Annotated in this window: 17 protein-coding genes; 6 read left to right on the top strand and 11 right to left on the bottom strand. The window is 68.2% G+C overall.

Features of this window, described 5'->3' with window-relative positions:
* Positions 1 to 19: 19 nt before the first annotated feature.
* From SAZ01S_RS14550 to SAZ01S_RS14540, 3 genes are all read left to right on the top strand, one after another.
* Positions 20 to 1,126, top strand: coding sequence for an LLM class flavin-dependent oxidoreductase (locus SAZ01S_RS14550; protein WP_084582995.1), 1,107 nt, complete (start codon positions 20 to 22; stop codon positions 1,124 to 1,126).
* Positions 1,127 to 1,429: 303 nt separating this feature from the next.
* A complete protein-coding gene (locus tag SAZ01S_RS14545; protein WP_084582994.1) occupies positions 1,430 to 4,468 on the top strand; it encodes a sensor histidine kinase in 3,039 nt (1,012 codons plus the stop codon).
* Positions 4,465 to 5,106, top strand: coding sequence for a response regulator (locus tag SAZ01S_RS14540; RefSeq protein WP_084583021.1), 642 nt, complete (start codon positions 4,465 to 4,467; stop codon positions 5,104 to 5,106). The genes SAZ01S_RS14545 and SAZ01S_RS14540 overlap by 4 nt, the downstream gene beginning before the upstream one ends.
* Before the next feature lie 9 nt (positions 5,107 to 5,115).
* Here SAZ01S_RS14540 and SAZ01S_RS14535 read toward each other — a convergent pair whose 3' ends face one another.
* The 4 genes from SAZ01S_RS14535 to SAZ01S_RS14520 form a co-directional block, all read right to left on the bottom strand.
* Entirely contained in the window at positions 5,116 to 5,727 is a 612-nt protein-coding gene (locus SAZ01S_RS14535; RefSeq protein WP_084582993.1) for a hydrolase, read from the bottom strand.
* A gap of 37 nt (positions 5,728 to 5,764) precedes the next feature.
* Positions 5,765 to 6,220 (bottom strand): cupin domain-containing protein, encoded by a 456-nt coding sequence (locus SAZ01S_RS14530; RefSeq protein ID WP_084582992.1) that lies wholly within the window; start codon positions 6,218 to 6,220, stop codon positions 5,765 to 5,767.
* Positions 6,217 to 7,134 carry an alpha/beta fold hydrolase gene (locus SAZ01S_RS14525; protein WP_084582991.1) on the bottom strand — a complete coding sequence of 306 codons (918 nt, stop codon included), beginning with the start codon at positions 7,132 to 7,134 and terminating at the stop codon, positions 6,217 to 6,219. Before SAZ01S_RS14525 ends, SAZ01S_RS14530 begins: the two co-directional genes overlap by 4 nt.
* A 202-nt stretch (positions 7,135 to 7,336) precedes the next feature.
* The gene (locus SAZ01S_RS14520; protein ID WP_084582990.1) at positions 7,337 to 8,251 is read right to left on the bottom strand and encodes a LysR family transcriptional regulator; all 915 of its coding nucleotides are present in this window, start codon (positions 8,249 to 8,251) and stop codon (positions 7,337 to 7,339) included.
* 125 nt (positions 8,252 to 8,376) lie between these two features.
* Here SAZ01S_RS14520 and SAZ01S_RS14515 point away from each other — a divergent pair, with 125 nt between their 5' ends.
* The 3 genes from SAZ01S_RS14515 (at position 8,377) to SAZ01S_RS24660 (ending at position 10,186) form a co-directional block, all read left to right on the top strand.
* Complete coding sequence (locus SAZ01S_RS14515; protein WP_084582989.1) at positions 8,377 to 9,114, top strand: SDR family oxidoreductase; 738 nt, start codon at positions 8,377 to 8,379, stop codon at positions 9,112 to 9,114.
* Positions 9,115 to 9,179: 65 nt separating this feature from the next.
* The gene (locus SAZ01S_RS24665; protein WP_369688880.1) at positions 9,180 to 9,701 is read left to right on the top strand and encodes an aldo/keto reductase; all 522 of its coding nucleotides are present in this window, start codon (positions 9,180 to 9,182) and stop codon (positions 9,699 to 9,701) included.
* On the top strand, positions 9,698 to 10,186 hold the full coding sequence (locus SAZ01S_RS24660; RefSeq protein WP_369688879.1) for an aldo/keto reductase: 489 nt from the start codon (positions 9,698 to 9,700) through the stop codon (positions 10,184 to 10,186). Before SAZ01S_RS24665 ends, SAZ01S_RS24660 begins: the two co-directional genes overlap by 4 nt.
* A gap of 34 nt (positions 10,187 to 10,220) precedes the next feature.
* Here SAZ01S_RS24660 and guaA read toward each other — a convergent pair whose 3' ends face one another.
* From guaA to SAZ01S_RS14475, 7 genes are all read right to left on the bottom strand, one after another.
* Positions 10,221 to 11,780: a glutamine-hydrolyzing GMP synthase gene (gene guaA / locus SAZ01S_RS14505; protein WP_084582988.1), complete on the bottom strand. Its 1,560-nt coding sequence runs from the start codon at positions 11,778 to 11,780 to the stop codon at positions 10,221 to 10,223.
* Between the two features lie 31 nt (positions 11,781 to 11,811).
* Positions 11,812 to 12,855, bottom strand: coding sequence for a HupE/UreJ family protein (locus SAZ01S_RS14500; RefSeq protein WP_084582987.1), 1,044 nt, complete (start codon positions 12,853 to 12,855; stop codon positions 11,812 to 11,814).
* 23 nt (positions 12,856 to 12,878) lie between these two features.
* Positions 12,879 to 14,156 carry a YHYH protein gene (locus SAZ01S_RS14495; protein WP_084582986.1) on the bottom strand — a complete coding sequence of 426 codons (1,278 nt, stop codon included), beginning with the start codon at positions 14,154 to 14,156 and terminating at the stop codon, positions 12,879 to 12,881.
* A gap of 73 nt (positions 14,157 to 14,229) precedes the next feature.
* A complete protein-coding gene (locus SAZ01S_RS14490; protein ID WP_084582985.1) occupies positions 14,230 to 14,931 on the bottom strand; it encodes a YoaK family protein in 702 nt (233 codons plus the stop codon).
* An 11-nt stretch (positions 14,932 to 14,942) separates the two neighbouring features.
* Positions 14,943 to 16,277 carry an alginate export family protein gene (locus SAZ01S_RS14485; RefSeq protein WP_084583020.1) on the bottom strand — a complete coding sequence of 445 codons (1,335 nt, stop codon included), beginning with the start codon at positions 16,275 to 16,277 and terminating at the stop codon, positions 14,943 to 14,945.
* Between the two features lie 157 nt (positions 16,278 to 16,434).
* Positions 16,435 to 16,860, bottom strand: coding sequence for a DoxX family protein (locus tag SAZ01S_RS14480; RefSeq protein ID WP_084582984.1), 426 nt, complete (start codon positions 16,858 to 16,860; stop codon positions 16,435 to 16,437).
* A gap of 2 nt (positions 16,861 to 16,862) precedes the next feature.
* Entirely contained in the window at positions 16,863 to 17,738 is an 876-nt protein-coding gene (locus SAZ01S_RS14475; protein WP_084582983.1) for a VOC family protein, read from the bottom strand.
* Positions 17,739 to 17,838: the final 100 nt, after the last annotated feature.

The following is a 17,838-nucleotide window of genomic DNA, read 5'->3' as shown; positions in this document are numbered from 1 at the left end:
TCTCCAGAGGCTTTGAACGATGACCACCCATCCCCAGACCGACGCATCCGGCAAGCAAGAACAACTTCCCCCCTGCGAAGTGAGCTGGTTTTCCGCCCTGTGCGACGACGATTACGAGTTTCTCGGCCAGCCGGACCCGCGCCTGCTCTCCAGCTGGGAACATTGCCGCGACATCGTGCTGGCGGCGGAAAGCGCCGGCTTCGACAATATCCTGCTGCCGTCGGGCTATGCGCTGGGGATCGACACCACCGCCTTCGCCGCCGCGATCGCCACGCTGGTCCGCCGCATTCGGCTGCTGATGGCAGTGCGCGTCGGCGAGAGCTGGCCGCCCCAGCTCGCCCGCCAGATCGCGACGATCGACCAGATTCTGGGGGGCCGCCTCGCGGTCAACATCATCTCCTCGGACCTGCCCGGCGAGACGCTCGCCTCCGCCCCGCGCTACCGCCGCACGATCGAGGCGATGCACATCCTGAAGACGCTGCTGAACGGCCAGCTCCTCGATCACCAGGGCGAGTTCTGGCAGCTCAAGGTCGAGCCGCCGCGGATCACCACCGTGTCGGGTCGCGCGCCCCAGCTCTATTTCGGCGGGCTGTCCGAGGATGCCCGCGAGGCCGCGGCCGAAGGCGCCGACGTCTACCTGATGTGGCCGGACCGGATAGAGGCCGTCGCCGCCACGCTCGACGACCTCCGCGCCCGCGCCACCAAGCGCGGCCGCGCGCTGCGCTTCGGCTACCGCGTCCATGTCGTCGTCCGCGAGACCGAGGCGGAGGCGCGTACCGCGGCCGACCGGCTGCTCTCGCACCTCGACGCGGCGGCGGGCGAAGCGATCCGCGCCCGCTCGCTCGATGCCCAGTCCGCCGGCGTCCGCCGCCAGGCCGAGCTGCGCGAAGCCTCGGCAGACGACGGCTATATCGAGGACAATCTCTGGACCGGCATCGGTCGCGCTCGCTCGGGCTGCGGCGCTGCGATCGTCGGTGACCCCGACCAGGTGCTCGCCAAGCTCAACGCCTATCGCGCGCTGGGCATCGAAGCGTTCGTCCTCTCCGGCTACCCCCACGCCGCCGAGGCCGACCTGTTCGGCCGGCACGTACTGCCCAGGCTGGAGCATGGCCCTTTAGGCGGCTAACCTCATTCCCCACTCGAACATCAACGGCACGATTTATTGTTCCGATATCAGATGCTTAAACGAGCCACCTTCAGTCAATGCCATGAAAAACACTACACCGCCTGATTGCCCTGCGACAGCCGCATGTGCGAGCCTCATCCGGCTTGAGGCACGGCATGGCACGGCGCCTCTGCTCGGTCGCTTCGCTGTTGGAAAAATCAGTCCTGTCGCGACGCTGGCATCTGTAGGCCGCACCTGATACGCCCTGATCACGCCGCATGATTTGCGGCGAGGGCAGCATCGGTGGGCTTGGGGGAGCAACACATGGCACGCCGGCGGATATCGCGCTTTTGCCTGCACTCTACCAACCTGTGCTCCATGCTCGTGCGCACGACAGCGGTCACCGCGGCGGCGGCGCTGCCGATCGGATCCGCTCGCGCACAGATCGCACCGCCTGGTTTTGCCGCGTTCAAGCACATCGGGTGGGGCGTGGAACAGGGCGCCCCAGAGGGGGTGTTCGAGACGGCGCAGACGCCCGATGGGTACCTCTGGCTGACGGGTGACGGGCTCTACAGGTTCGATGGGGCGACGTTCGAGCGGATCGACTGGCCCGCCGGGGCGCCTTGGAAAAGGCTCGATCCGACGAGCCTGCTGGTCAGTCGACGCGGCGAGCTCTGGGTCGGCCTGAACGCCAAGCCTGTATTGGCGGTGTATCGCGGCGGACGGCTCGTGGATGCCGGCATGCCTCGCCCGCCCGGCCCGATGGCGGCGATGGCGGAGAGCCCGGACGGAACCATGTGGTTCGCCTTCCGGCGGCGCGGCAACCCGTTGCGACAGCTTCGCCATGGCCGCTGGTCCTCGCTTCCCCTCCCCCCCGGCGCGGTGATGGATCTCGTGGCGATGCAGGATGGCTCCGTCTGGGTCGCCCTGGCGCATGAGGGCGGCAGAGATGGCGCCATCGCATATCTGCCGAACGGTGCCAGCCGCTTCCAGTTGTTGCCCGACCCCATCGGTCCGTTACCCCGGCTCGCACGCGATGCCGGCGGCGCCCTGTGGGTTTCCGATCGCGCGGGCACCCGCATGCTGATCGATGCGGCCGGCAAAAGGGCGCTGCATCCCGTCGCCGTTCCCGTTCCCGCCGGCATCCGCAGCGCCGCCTTCGCCTTCGATCGCGCCGGCGGCCTGTGGCGGACGAGCGGACGCAACGGCATCGCTTATGCGCCCCATGCCGCGTCAGCGAGCGCCGGGCCGCCCTACGCTTTCACCGCCGCCAACGGCTTACGCTCGGACTTCACCTACCACACGATGGTCGATCGCGAGGGGAGTGTCTGGATCGCCACCGAAGCCGGGCTGGATCAGTTCCGCCGGTCGCGCGCCATACAGGAGTCCGCGATCCCAGCGGATCCTGTAGACGGGCTGGCCATTGCTCGGGCCGAGGATGGGAACGTGTACGTCGCCTCAAACGGCGCGCTTTTCCGCATCGCTCCCGGTCGAAGTCCGGAGCGGGTGCTGACACTCGACAAGGCACTTCTCTCTATCTGTCCTGCCCGTGCCGGCGGCGTATGGGTCGTACAACCGACCCGGACGCTGCGCGTGCAGGAAAGCCGAGTGGCGTTGCAGCAGCGTCACGTGAGCATCGGCGCGCCAATCAATTGCGCGGAAGATCGATCCGGCCGCTTGTGGCTGAGTGACATGGCTGCGCCCCTGCGATGGCACGACCTTGCCTGGTGGCACGATGCGCCAGGGCCGCTACGCCAGCAGCATGCGTGGGAAGTGGCGGCGACGCGATCGGGCGACATCGCCTTCAACGGCCTGCCCCGCCTCGGAATCCTTCGCGGCAACCAACTTACCCTTCGCGGCAAGTATGGAACCGCGACGATGCTGACGACCAGCGGGGACGACGTCTTCCTTAGCGACGCGCAGGGACTGGTCCGGCTCCGCGGCACCACCATCGCGCGCCTCGACGACAAGCGCTTCCCGTGGCTGGTCTGGTTGCGCGGACTGATGCAGACCAGAGAGGGCCAGACCTGGCTGGTGGCGCGTTCCCGCATCTACCAGGTGGCGACCGCCGATCTCGATCGCGCCTTCGCCGATCCCAAGGCGCCGCTGCCGTATCGATATTTCGACACCCAGGACGGGCTGGTCAGCGCGGCGCAGCATGCCGGCTTCAAGGGTACCCAGATCGTCGAAGGCGGTGACGGGCGGATCTGGTTTCTCAATCGCGAGGGGGCGGCCTATTTCGATCGGGCAGCGCTCACGCCCAATCCGCTGCCGCCCCCGGTTGCAATTCGGGTGCTGCGCAGCGGAACGTCCAGTTGGCGTGATCCCGTGAAGCTGACCCTGCCTGCCGGCACCCGCGCGGTGGACATCGGCTATGCCGGCCTGACCTTCATCGTGCCCCAGCGCATGCGCTTCCGCTATCGCCTGGAAGGCATCGATGCCGACTGGGTGGACGCTGGCGCGCGCCGCCTCGCCAGCTACGCCAATCTCGGTCCCGGCACATACCGGTTCCAGGTCATCGCCGCCAACGCCGACGGCGTCTGGAATCGAACCGGCGCATCGCTGAACTTCGACATCCGCCCCACCTTCTGGCAGAGCACGCCCTTCAAGCTCCTGTGTGCGGTCGCGCTGCTCGGGCTGCTATGGGGAGCCTATGCCCTGCGCCTGCGGGTCGTCGCCGCACGCATCCGGCTGCGGATGACCGAGCGGTTCGAGGAACGCGAGCGCATCGCGCGCGAGCTTCACGATACGCTATTGCAGGGAATCCAGGCGGTTACCCTGCGGTTCCAGCGCGTCGTCAACGAACTGCCCGACCAGCAACCGGCGCGGGGATCGCTGCTGCAGGCGCTTGACGTCGCCGATCAGGTGATTGCCGAGGGGCGCAACCGCGTCCAAGATCTGCGATCGCGGCAGCATGATGCACTGGCGCCGCTTCTGCGCGAAGCCGCGGCCCAGCAACTGTTCGAGCCAGGCGTGGAGATCACCATTGCGGAACACGGCCGGCGACGCCCGATCGAGCCGCTTGCACTGGACGAAATCGCCAGCATTGCCGGCGAGACGCTTGCCAATATTCGCCGGCACGCGGCCGCCTCCGGCGTCGAAATCGAGGTTCGCTATGGGCGGTCCCTGCGACTACGCATCGTGGACGATGGCGTCGGCATCGATCCGGCGGTCGCGGAGACCGGGACAGTTGGCCATTTCGGGTTGCGCGGCATGCGCGAACGTGCCCGTAAGCTACGGGCGACACTTGCACTTCGGCCGCTTGCGGATCATGGTACCGAACTGGTGCTGACGGTCCCCGGGCGGGTCGCGTATCTCCCGGAACGACGCAGTTGGTGGGCGCGCATCAGGAGGATGCGATGACGGCTGCTGCAACCAAGACCAGACCGATCCGCGTGCTCGTCGTCGACGATCACCCGATGCTTCGCGACGGCATCCAAGGCTTGCTGCTGGGCTGCGGCGACATGGAGCCGGTCGGCGAAGCGAGCCATGGTGCTGAGGCGATCGCGAAATTTGCCGAGCTCGCACCCGACGTGACGCTGATGGACGTGCGCATGGAAGGCATGAGCGGCGTCGACGCGATCCAGGCGATCCGCGCCTTGTCACCCAAGGCACGCATTCTCGTTCTCACCACCTATGCCGGCGACGCCGCCGCGATCCGCGCGATGCGGGCGGGGGCATCGGGCTATCTGCTCAAGAACTGCGTGAGGACGGAGTTAGCCGACGCGATCCGCGCGGTGCACGCCGGTCGTCGCGTCGTTTCTCCCGACATCGCGCATGCACTGGCCGAGCATGCCCTCGACGAGCCGCTGGTAGAACGCGAAATCGCGATCCTGCAATTGATCGGCGAAGGACAATCCAACAAGGAAATCGCCCGCTCGCTTCAACTCTCGGTGGATACGATCAAGGCCGGCGTGAAGACGATCTTCGAGAAACTCGACGTCCACGATCGCACCCACGCCGCAATGGTCGCGGTGCGGCGCGGCTATATCGAGCGCTGAGCTCCCTCCTCAGGGGTGGATCGACGCGAAGACGATATCGGTGAAGCCCTCCACCGTCTCCCAGCGGTTCCAGTCGCGCTGGAATTCGCACACGAGCTGGATCCAGGTGATCGGTCGTCCGCCCGCTTGCTGAATGCGGGCCAGGCCGGCCTCGTGCGCGACCAGCGACGTGCCGCCAATCGCGTCGACCACCGGATAGACGTCGAACCCCTCGCGCAGCGCGTCCAGCGCGGGAAAGGCGAGACACACCTCGGTCCACAGCGCCACCATGATCAGCTTGCGTCGCCCGGTCGCCTTCACCGCGGCGACGAAGTCCTCGTCTTCCCAGGCATTGATCGAGGTCCGGTCGATGGGCGTGACGCCGGGTAGCACCTCCTGCAGCTGGCGGATGGTCGGGGCATTGCGGCCCGTCGCGACGTTGACGGTAGAGAGCACCACCGGCACGCCGTACAAGGTCGCCGACCGCGCCACCGCAACCACATTGGCGATCAGTTCGCGGCGCTCCATCGAAACGATCGAGGCGACCTGGACAGGTTGGAAATCGATGATCAGCAACGCCGCGTTCTTCGGCGTGAGCAGTTCGTCCGCTCTCGGGTCGCGAATGTGCTCGGGCGATGTCATGGCGATTCCTTCGTTTCGAGGAAGTGGCAGCGACCCGTCAGGGCTTGGCGACATACTCCGTGTCGGTCGGCCCCCAGCCGGTGATGTAGACCACCGCCGGTTCATCGCGGGTCAGTGCAAAATGCGGATCGGCGGCGGGCTCGCTGTAGAAGCTGCCCGGCGGCAGGCGCTTGACCAGCGCAGGATCGGCCTTGGTGCCGTAGCCGAAATACCAGGTACCGCTGACCACGATCGCGGTGCGCGCGTCGCGGTGGGTATGCGCTTGGATACTGGTGTGCGCCGGCACGCGCAGTTCGATGGTGTACGGTCCCTCCTTGGTCGGGTCGCCGGCCAGCACCGTGGTACGGATGCCCGCAAGCCCTGAGGTGCCCGGCCCCGCCCCCTCCTTGGGCAGCGCGGCAATCTCGGCCGGGGTCAGCCGCGCCTGCTGGGCGTGTGCCATAGGGACACTGCCAGCGGCGAGCAGCGCGACGGCGACGAACAACCGGCTCATCGACCGGCCGCCAGGAACGGCTTGACCAGCGCGACCGTGCCGGCGGGATTTTCCTCCATGATCCAGTGACCGGAATCGGGGACGACCCCTTCCTTCACGTCGGTCGCGGCGGCGCGCATCACCACCGCCATCGTCAGTCCGAACGACTTGGCCCCGCCCAGTGCCAGCACCGGCATCTTCAGCTTGTTGCCGGCGGCGAGCCATGCCCGATTGTCGGCGGCGTCCTGATCGAACGCCGCGAACTGCGCGAAGCCTGAATGCATGCCGCCCGGCCGTGCATAGAGCGCCGCATAATGCTGGCGGGAGGCCTCATCGAACTTGGCGGGATTGGCCGAAAACTCGTTCCAGAAGCGATCGAGGTAGATACGCTCGCGCCCGGCGACGAGCCGCTCCATGTCCGGCCCGCCGAATCGGAAATGCCAGAGCAGCGGGTTCTTCAGGATTTCATCCCAGGGGCCGACGCCCGGCACCGGCGCGTCGATCATCACGAGATGGCTGACCCGGTCGGGCACCTGCGTGGCGAGCGCGAAGCCGACCATGTTGCCGATATCGTGCGCGACGATGTCGAACGTCTGCACCTTCAGCGTGGCCAGCACGCCCTGCATGTCGCGGCCCTGGTTCATCTTGTCGAAGCCGCCGGCAGGATGCGCGGAAAGGCCCATGCCGCGAAGGTCCGGCACGATCACGGTGTGGTCCGCCACCAGCGCGGCGGCGAGGGGCGCCCACATGTCGCCGCTCTCGCCATAGCCGTGGAGCAGCAGCACGGCCGGACCACGCCCGCCGATGCGGACGTGGAGCGTCGTGCCATTCGTGGCGACCTCCTGCGTCTTGAAGCTGCTCGGATAGGCCGGGACCTGCGCCAGCGCTGGCGCGGATATGGTGCACGCAGCAGCGAGCAAAAGGGATCTCAACATCGGAACGACGCGCCTCCAGATCGCGGTGAGTTCGCGTGGAGGGTGCGCGCTGTCGCCACCGCGCTCAATGCCAAGGCGGGCGCCGGAAGCTACCCGATCGGGTATTCGCCGCGTACCGCCGCCCAGGCTATCGATCCCTGGTGCAGAGGGAGCCGGGCCGATGCAAGGCGCGCAGTGCGATTGGCAACGTGTCAGAAGCGCGTCAGCCCGCCGCCTCCCACCGGTGCAGCGGCCCGTGAAAGGCATCGGCGAGGAAGTCGACCATCAGCCGGACCTTGGCCGAGAGGTGCCGCCGGCTGGGATAGAGCGCGAGGATGTCGATATCGGGCAGCCGCCAGCCGGGCAGCAGCGGCACCAGCGTGCCCGCACGAATATCATCACCGATCAGGAAGTCGGGCTGCCAGGTGATCGCCTCGCCCGCAAGCGCGACGGCGCGCGCGGTATCGCCGCTGTTGGTGCGCAGGCGGATGCCGACCCGCACGCGGACCTCCGCCCCATCGGCGCCGAGGAACGTCCAGGTCTCCGGCTCGGGCGCATAGCCGTAGACGACGCAGCGATGCCTGGCGAGATCGGCTGGCGTGCCGGGCGTGCCGTGCCGCGCGATATAGTCCGGCGAAGCACAGATGACGTTGTGCGACGTGGCCAGCTTGCGCGACACATAGTGCTGCGATCCCCCGCGCGAGATGCGGATGCCGAGGTCGTACCCCTCCTCGACCAGATCGACGATCCGGTCGGTGAGCGCGATGTCGAGCTCCACTTCCGGATGCAGCGCCATGAAGCGCGGCCAAAGGGGCGCGAGATGGCGGGCGCCAAATACCAGCGGCGCATTGATCCGCAGCCGCCCGCGCGCGCCGCTGGCGCTCGCCGTTGCCGCCGCTTCGGCTTCGGCCACCTCGTCGAGGATGGTCCGCGCGCGCTCGTAATAGGCCTCGCCCGCCTCGGTCAGCGACACGCGCCGCGACGTGCGGTGGAGCAGCCGCGTGCCGAGATGTGCCTCGAGCTCGGCGACGTAGCGCGTCACATTGGCGGGCGAGGTGTCCAGTGCATCGGCGGCACGGGCAAAGCCACCGCGCGCCACCACCGCGACGAACACCTCGAGGGCGCGCAACCGATCCATCGCGAAAATCCTTCAGCTTTGCTGAATGAATGCACGATTTTCCGCCCATCGATCAAGTTTAGCTAGAGATTATTTGTGTCCTTGTCGCCGACGATCTCCGCCGGCTCGCAACCAAGGAATCGATCATGAACCGTCTTGCCAATAAATTCGCCCTCGTCACCAGCGGCATCGGCCTCGCCACCGCCCGCCGCTTCCTCGAAGAAGGCGCGACCGTCGCCATCACCGGCACCAGCGAGGCGAAGCTCGCCGCTGCCAGGCAGGAACTGGGCGACGTGCTCACCATCCATGCCGATGCCGGGGACGTTGCCGGCCAGACGGCGATCGCCGACACGATCCGCGAGGCATGGGGTCGCCTCGACACGCTGTTCGTCAACGCGGGCGTCGCCGACTTTCGCCCGCTCGAGGCGTGGGACGAAGCCGGGTTCGATCGCACCTTCGCGGTCAATGTGAAGGGCCCGCTGTTCCTCGTGCAGGCGCTGCTGCCGCTGTTCGCCAATCCCGCCTCGATCGTGCTCAACGGCTCGATCAACGCCCGGCTCGGCAAGCCGAACTCGATCGTCTACGCCGCGAGCAAGGCCGCGCTGATCTCGCTGGCGCGGACGCTGTCCGGCGAACTGATCGGCCGCGGCGTGCGGGTGAACGTCGTCAGCCCCGGCCCGGTCTCGACGCCGATCTACGGCAAGCTCGGCCTGTCCGAGAGCGATCTCGCGGGCATGAAGGACTATCTGATCGGCGCGATCCCGGCGGGCCGCTTCGGCGAATCCGCGGAAATCGCGGAGGCCGTCGTGCATCTCGCCTCGGACGAGAGCCGGTACACCGTCGGCAGCGAGCTGATCATCGACGGCGGCATGAGCAATCTCTGATCCACGGACGCGGCGGGCATCCGACGGTGGACGCCCGCCGCTTCCGCAACTGGAAGGACCACGGCATGGCACTGGATACCATCCTGAAAGGCAAGCTCGGCTTCGGCACCGCGCCGCTCGGCAACATGTTCCGCGCGATTCCCGAGGCGGAGGCGCTGGAGACCGTCGCTGCCGCCTGGGACGCCGGCATCCGCTACTTCGACAACGCCCCCTTCTACGGCGCCGGCCTTGCCGAACTGCGCATGGGCGAGGCGCTCAAGAGCAAGCCGCGCGACGCCTATGTGCTCAGCACCAAGGTCGGCCGCGTCGTGCTCGACGAGGTCGAGGACATCAGCCTGCGCGACCATGGCGAGAAGGGCGATGTGTTCGCGCATGGACGCCCGAACAAGATGGTCAACGACTATGGCTATGACGCCACGCTGAAGTCGATCGAGGACAGCCTCACCCGGCTCCAGACCAGCCATGTCGAGATCGTCTTCGTGCACGACCTGGCGCAGGATTTCTGGGCGACCAGTGGATCGCCCGCTTCGAGGAAGCCCGCACCGGCGCCTTCCGCGCGCTGGATCGGCTCCGCAGCGAGGGCGTGATCAAGGCCTGGGGGCTCGGGGTCAACAAGGTCGAGCCGATCGAGATCCTGCTAGACCTCGACGAGCCGCAGCCCAACGCCTTTCTACTTGCGGGCCGTTATACGCTGCTCGACCATAGCCGCGCATTACAGCGTCTGATGCCCAAGGTGCAGGAGCGCGGGCTGGGCGTGATTGTCGGCGGCCCTTATAGCTCCGGCGCCCTCGTGGGCGGGCCGAACTTCGAATATGCGCCTGCCTCGCCCGAGATCCTGGCGAAGATTGCCGCCATCAAGGCAATCGCCGACCGGCACGGCGTCTCGATGAAGGCGGCGGGCCTGCAATTCTCGCTGGCCCATCCTGCAGTCGCTGCGACCATCCCGGGCGCGAGCCGGCCAGAGCGCATCGCCGAAGATCGCACCGCGTTCGAGGCGGTGATTCCGGCGGCGTTCTGGAGCGAGATGCGCGCGGAAGGATTGGTCGACCCGACAGCCCCGCTGCCGGGTTGATCCCGTCAGCGCGCGCTCTGCCACAACGCCGCCCTCATTCCCACTCGATCGTGCCGGGCGGCTTGCTCGTATAGTCGTAGGTCACCCGGTTCACGCCGCGCACCTCGTTGACGATGCGGGTCGCCACGCGCGGAAGGAAGCCGCCGGGGAATTCGAACGCCTCGGCAGTCATGCCGTCGATCGACGTTACCGCGCGCAGCGCCAGCACGCTGTCATACGTCCGCCCGTCGCCCATCACGCCGACGCTGCGCACCGGGGTAAGCACCGCGAAGGCCTGCCAGATCGCGTCGTAGAGCCCCGCATTGCGGATCTCCTCGAGATAGATCGCGTCGGCCTTGCGCAGGATGTCGCAGCGTTCTTTGGTGACTTCGCCCGGGATGCGAATCGCCAGGCCCGGCCCCGGGAAGGGGTGCCGGCCGACGAACACATCGGGCAGGCCCAGTTCGCGGCCGAGCGCGCGGACCTCGTCCTTGAACAGCTCGCGCAGCGGCTCGACCAGCTGCATGTTCATCCGCGCGGGCAGGCCGCCGACATTGTGGTGGCTCTTGATCGTCACGGACGGACCGCCGGTGAAGCTGACGCTCTCGATCACGTCCGGATAGAGCGTGCCCTGCGCCAGGAAATCGGCGCCGCCGATCTTCTTGGCCTCGTCCTCGAACACGTCGATGAAGGTCTTGCCGATGAACTTGCGCTTCGCCTCGGGGTCGGTAACCCCGGCAAGGCCGTTCAGGAACAGCGTCTCGGCGTTCACATGGACGAGCGGGATGTTGTAGTGGCCGCGGAACAGGCTCACCACCTGGTCGGCCTCGCCGGCGCGCATCAGCCCGTGGTCGACGAACACGCAGGTCAGCTGGTCGCCGATCGCCTCGTGGATCAGCACCGCGGCGACCGCGGAATCGACACCGCCCGACAGGCCGCAGATCACCTTGCCGCTGCCCACCTGCGCGCGGATCTCGGCGATCTTGGCGGCGCGAAACTCGGCCATCGTCCAGTCGCCCGACAGGCCGCAGACATGGCGCACGAAGTTCGCCAGCAGCTTGGCGCCATCGGGGGTGTGCACCACTTCGGGGTGGAACTGCATCGCGTAATAGCGGCGCGCGTCGTTGGCGATCACCGCATAGGGCGATCCGGGGCTGGTTGCGACCGGACGGAAGCCCGGGGCGAGCTGAACGACCTTGTCGCCATGGCTCATCCACACCTGGTGGCTTTCGTTTTCCTGCCACAGGCCGTCGAACAGCACGCAGCCGTCCTGGATCTCGATAAAGGCCCGGCCGAACTCGCCGCTGTCGCCCAGCACGACCTCGCCGCCGAGCTGGTGCATCATCACCTGCTGGCCGTAGCAGATGCCGAGCACCGGCAGGCCGCTGTCGAAAATTTCCTGCGGCACACGCGGGGAGCCCTCGTCGAGCACCGAGGCGGGCGAGCCGGAGAGGATGATGCCCTTGGGCTGCATCCGGGCAAAGGCCTCGGCGGCGGTGGTGAAGGGCGCGATCTCGGAATAGACCCCGGCTTCGCGAACGCGGCGCGCGATCAGCTGGGTCACCTGGCTGCCGAAATCGACGATCAGGATGGAGTCGGTGTGCTGGAGCGTCATGGCTGGCCGATAGGGAGCGATCGCCGGCCTGTCAAAGGGGCAGGCGCATCGCCAGCAGGATCAGCCCGAGCAGCAGCGCCAGCATCGAAGCGAAGCGCGGCAGTGCCGCCGCCAGCCGCCCCTGCCCTGCCCGCGCCAGCAGCGCCGCCGCGCCGAGCAGCGCTCCCAGGAACAGCAATTGCCCGAGTTCGACGCCGAGATTGAAACCGGCCAGCGTTGCGAGGCGATTGCCCTGCCCGAGCCCCATCTCGGTCAGCACCCCGGCAAAGCCGAGGCCGTGGAGCAGCCCGCAAGCGAAGACGATGCCGATCCGGGCGCGCGGGGCTGCGGGGCCGAACAGGTTGAGCGCCGCCATCGCGGCGATGCTCAGCGCGATCCCCGGCTCGACGATCGCGGGGTCGAGCCGCACCAGGCCCAGCGCGCCGAGCGTCAGCGTGATGCTGTGCGCCAAGGTGAAGGCGGTGACGACGGCGATCCAGCGGCGCCAGCCCGCCACCCCCATCAGGATGGTGAGCAGGAACAGCAGATGGTCATAGCCAAGCAGGATGTGCTCGATGCCGACACCCAGGAACACGGCGAACAAGGCGCCCGGTCCGCGAAAGAAGACATGGCGCGGGCTGACAGGATCGAGCACGCCCGCCTCGATGCGGTCGCCGATCCGGGCGCGGACCACATAGCGGGCATCCTGCGCGGTGGCGCCGAAGAGATCGGTGGCGAGCGTCACCGTCTCGACCGGCGCGGCCAGCTGGGCGCCGGCCATTACCACCACATAGGGGGTGGGATCGCTCAGCCCGGAATCGCTGCCCGGATGCGCGACCCAAGTGAAGGCGAGCGGGGCCGCCCGCGCGCCTTGCAGGACGTGAAACCGCGCGCGGAACTGGGCGCCGATCGCCTCGGCATGGCGCCCCAGCTCGCCCGCATCGAGCAGCCCGTCCCGATTGTCGTCGACGTCGGTGAACGCCGAGACGGGCACCGACACCGCCAGATAGGCGCGGTCGCGCTCCACGTGCAGCGTCGCGTTTTGGCGCGGCAGCAGATGCGCCCAGGCAGCCGACGGCAGCAGCAGCGCCAGCAACAGAATCCCGCGCAGGAACCCGGCTATTGCACGTTCCCCTTCAGGCAGCGGCCGAAATACGGATAGCTGTCGGTGACCATGTAATAATAGATGCCGTTCGGGAATTCGGGCGTCACGCCGGTGCGGCCATTGCAATTGTCGAGGTCGCCCGATCCGGCGGTATAGTTCCAGTCGCTCTGGAACGCACCCAGTGGCACCCAGCTGGTCGAGGGGCGACCGGCATCGGGCGTGCTGTCCAGCGTATAGCTGCCGGTGCAGACCTTGAGCGCGCTGGTCGCGTCGCTCGCCACCGAATAGCAATAGCGCGCATAGACCGGATAGCCGTCCGACGCCCAGCCGATCAGCACCATCTTCTTGTTCGCGGCGGACGCGCCGGCGGCGGTGAGCAGCGCCTCGGGCATGCCGTGATAATGATATTCGCCGGTCGGCTGCACATGGGCGTTGTTGGTATCGACGCCGAAATCGAACACCGATTGGCCCAGCGCCTCGATCTTCCACGTGTCGGTGCCGTTGGCGAGGTTGCAGTCGCTCGCCTTGGTGGCGGTGCCCGCGCAGGTGCCGGCGGTGCCGGGATCGAACTTCACGCTGTTCAGCGCATAGCCGATCACCTTGCCCGGGCCGCTGACATAGTCGCTGCTCGCCTTGCTGGGCGTGAGCGTCATCGAGACGCTGACCGATTGCGCGCTGATCCGGTTGGGGTTGGCGCTGTTGGGGAAGGTGCCGACCGCGTGATCGGGCAGACCGTTGCCGGTGAGCGCGCGGCGACCGCTGCCGCAGGTCCAGCTCCAGGTGGCAGTGAGCGTGCCCGCGCCGCTGTAGCTGCCGGTATAGCTGCCGCTGTACGGGCAGAGCACCGCGGCGGTGGAAGCGCTGGTGCCGCCGCTGCCGGCTGCCGCGGGCGTGACGCTCACCGTGGCCGAGGCGGCGCTGGTGCCGGCCGAGTTGGTGGCGGTCACCGAACAGCTATAGGCGGTGCCGTTGGTGAGCTCGGCAACGGTGATCGGGCTCGCCGTGCCGGTGCCGGTGCGGGTGGCGCCGCCGCCGGTGCAGCTCGCCGTATAGCCGGTGATCGTCGCGCCGCCGTTGCTGGCGGGGGCGGTGAAGGCGATCGCGGCGCTGCCGTCCCCGGCGGTCGCGGTGCCGATCGTCGGTGCACCGGCGACGGTGGGGGTGGAAGGCGTCACGACCGTCCCGCCGCCGCTGCTCCCAGAACCGCCGCCGCTGCACGCGGCGAGCCCCGCCGCGCCGAGAACCACCGCACCCGCTCGCCAGACCGTCGCCGTGCCCATCGCTTCGTCCACCGGTTATGCAGCGTGCTTGTACGCCCATTCGGCGATCGTTGCACGTCCGACATGCTGCGGAGGCAGCGCGCGCTCAGGCGCGAAGAGGTTCGGCCGCGATCGGATGGCGGACACAGGCAAGCGTGCCGACCAGCACGGTAAGCCCCGCGACCAGCAGCGGAATCGCCAGGCCGTAGCGGTTGACCAGCACGGCCCCCAGGAACGCGCCGAGCAGGATCGCCACCACTGCCGCAAGTCGCCGCCCGATATTGGGGTTGCGGCCGCCGGCGAAGTGCGAATCGGCGGCGATGCCGGTCAGCGTCAGCGTCAGCACGGTGGTGGTAAGGTCCGGCACCTTGAGCTGGCGGATCGTCGCGTTGCGGAAGCCCATCGCGATCGCGGTGAGGGCAATGATCGCGAACACGCAGGTCTCGGGCAGGATGCCGATCGCGCCGGCCCAGGCGGCGACGCCCGCGGCGATGCCGAACAGCACGGCCTCGATCACCGCGGCCAGCACCAGCCAGCGCCGCAGCGGCTGCCCGGCAAGATGCGCGCCGACCTTGCCCGCCACCAGCGCGCCGGCGAGGAAGGATGCCAGCGCGACGATATAGGGCGTGATGGTGAAGCCCGGCGTGCCCGCCGCCGCGAAGCCGAGGAACACGATGTTCCCGGTCATGTTCGCGGTGAACACCTTGCCCAGCCCGAGCACGCTCACCGCGTCGACAAGGCCCGTGGTGACGGAAAGCAGCAGGAGCAGCGGGGGAAGCGGGGAAGCTGCGGTCTTGGAATCGGCCATGGCGGGAGTCCTCAGAATCGGAAGTTGCTTTCCAGGCCGATCATCCGGATCGGGCGGGGCGCGCCGGTTTCGCGCAGGAAGCGGCCGGCCTGGAAGAAGGAGAGCGAGGCGGAAAGCTCGAGTTCGGCGGTCGCCTGCCAGGCGATCGCGCCTTCGATCTGCTTGCCGATGAAGCGGGCGCGGCTGGTGCCGGGGGCGCGGAGCAGATTGCCGGGGATGTCGTATACGCCGTCCGCCGTGCTGTAGCGCCAATAGGCGCTGCCGGCGACGCTGGCGGAGACGTCGCCGCCCAGCGTGCCGGCGATGCGCGGGTTGAGGTTGATCAAGTTATAGGGGCCGACCGGCGACAGCTCGCCGAAATATTTGCCCTTGGGGAACAGCGCGTTGAACGTGCCGAGCCGGCGATCCCCGGCATGGCCGTCGCCGCTGATCACGTTGAAGCGGAGCACCGCGTCGGGCGCGAAGGGCAGGGTCGGCAATTTGCGGCCGAGTTCGGTGCCGAGCGTCCAGGCAGCGATCGGCCCGTCGGCGAAGCGACCGAACTGGGCGACCCCCTCGACATTCCAGTGCCAGTTGTCGCGCGCGCCATAGACGCGCGCGCCGAAACTGTGGCGCAGCTCGCGGCCGGTGCGGTCGACGAAATGCGCGGTGCGGTTGCGATAGCCGAGATAATAGAGGTCGATCCCCGGCAGCACGGCATAGGCGCCCCAGAGCCGCTTGGTCGGCGAGGTGCGGTCGTCGAAGGTGCTGAGCCGCGGTGCCACCGGCGCGACGGCGAGCAGGCTGATCCTGGCCTGGCCCACCGCCACGATCCCGCGCACCCCGTCAAAGGCGAGCGGCACATTGGGGCCGTAGCGGGTGCCGATCAGCCGCTCGGTGCCGAGCGACAGCATCTGCCGCCCGCCGCGCAGGGTGACCGCGCCGAGATCGAGCTCGGCAAAGCCCTGGAGCAGGTCCGTGCGGGTCTGGTCGACCGGGCCGGCAGCGGGGCGAACGCCGGCGGCATAGGCGAGGATCGGCTGGGCAAAGGCGCGGACGCGGCCGACATGGAGATCGGCATAGGGCAGCGCGCGGGTCCAGAGATACGCATCGTCGGGCGAGGCGGCGTTGCCCAGCGCGTTATTGGCAAAGGATTCGCTGCGCAGCCGGACCTCGATGCCGGTGGAGAGCCACGCATCGCCGCCGAGCGGGATGTACTTGAACGGCCCGGTCCAATGGTGCGCGCGCTTCTCGGCATCGGCGAGGTCGGACCAGTCCTCGTCATAGCGGGTGATGCTGAGCGTCGGCGCCTGCCAGGGTTCGGGGGCGGGGGTGGATGCGGTCTGCCCCTCCCCCACAATCGTCATCCCCGCGGAGGCGGGGATCCATTGGGGCTGCCGGATCGGCTTCTGCTGCGAACGCACTGGCGAATGGATCCCCGCCTTCGCGGGGATGACGGTTTCGGGCGTGGCGGCGTCGGGCTGGATCTGCGCTGCCGCTACCAGCACCACCACCGCGGCAAGGCTAGCCACGGCGCTTCGCCTGCTCCGCCACCAGCGCCGCCAGGACGAAGCCGCCGATCAGGCCGAGATGCTCGAAGAAGGCGTTGGTCGCGCCGAACCGCTCGGGGCCTGGCGGCATGGACCAGAAGGCATTGGCGGTGAAAGCGGCGAGCAGGGTGAACACCCCCAGCATCCCCGCGCCCAGCCAGACCCAGCGGCCGGTGAGGATCAGCACCGGCCCGACCAGTTCCACCGCGATGGTCAGCGCCGCCCAGAGCACGGGCGGGTGCATGCCGAAATGCGCCTGCTCCGCCACTGCGCCGTGCCAGTCGGTTAGCTTGACCAGTCCGCCGAGCAGGTATGCGCCTACCAGCAGCAGCCGGGCGAGGAACCAGGTCGGCCGCCAGTCGAGAATGGCGTCGACGAAGCGGGGGTCCGGCGTCGCCATGGTCACTTGGCCGCGGGGCCGTGGATCTCGGCGATATAGCCGCCGGGGAAGCGCACGATCGCCGCGCGGCCACCGGCTGCGGCATAAGGCTGCACCAGCGTCTCGACGCCGGCGGCCTTGGCCTTGGCGAGCGTCGCGTCGAGATCGGGCACCGCATAGCCGGTCATGTCGCGGCCATAGGGCCAGGGCAGCAGGCCATCGGTGACGAACACCACCATCTTGCCATAGCCGCTGGTGATCGAAATGCGGCGGATCGTCTTGCCGGGCTCGCCGACCTCGGCGCCAGACGCGGCGCGATCATCGGCGGTGATCTTGCCATGCGCATAGCCGACCCAGCTCTTCACAAAGCGATCGGCGACGTCCTCGGTCAGGTAGATGCGGTTCTCGGGCACCGTTTCCAGCGGCGTGTAGCTCGGCTTGGTGGTGTGCCAGTAGATCTGCATGTTCACGCCCCCCGGCCACTGAATCAGCGAATCACGGCCGATCGGATCGGGAAAGGTCACCAGCCGGCGGACCGCGCCGTGCTGGACGGCGGCCTTCACCGCGGCGTCGATGTCGGTCACCAGATAGCCGGTACGCTCGTCGCCGAACGGGAACGGGATCGGCGTCTTGAACCCGAATACCGAAACGGTCCCGGCGGGCGTCAGCACCAGCTGCGACTTGGTCAGGCTGGTGGTGGGCGTCACCTGGAACACGCCCTGCTTGCTGGTGGTGCCGCCGAACGTCGCCTGGAAGCTGGTGACGAAGCTGTCGAACTGGTCTTCCGGCACATAGACGTGCGTGGTGTCGTACTGGGGCCCGACCGAATAATCGGCGGTCTGCTGGGCGAGTGCCGGCGTGGCGACGACCAGGGCGGAGGCGAGGAGGAAGAGGCGCATGGCGAAACTCCTGAGGCTATCGCTCCCCTCCCGCTTGCGGGAGGGGTCGGGGGAGGGAACGACGTGGAAGAAGTGCTGAGGCGGCGCAGCCCCCCCCCCC

This window comes from Sphingomonas azotifigens NBRC 15497 (genome assembly GCF_002091475.1).
Classification (GTDB): Bacteria; Pseudomonadota; Alphaproteobacteria; order Sphingomonadales; family Sphingomonadaceae; genus Sphingomonas; species Sphingomonas azotifigens.
The sequence above is the reverse complement of the archived record's forward strand: the minus strand, read 5'-3'. Positions and strand labels throughout refer to the sequence as shown.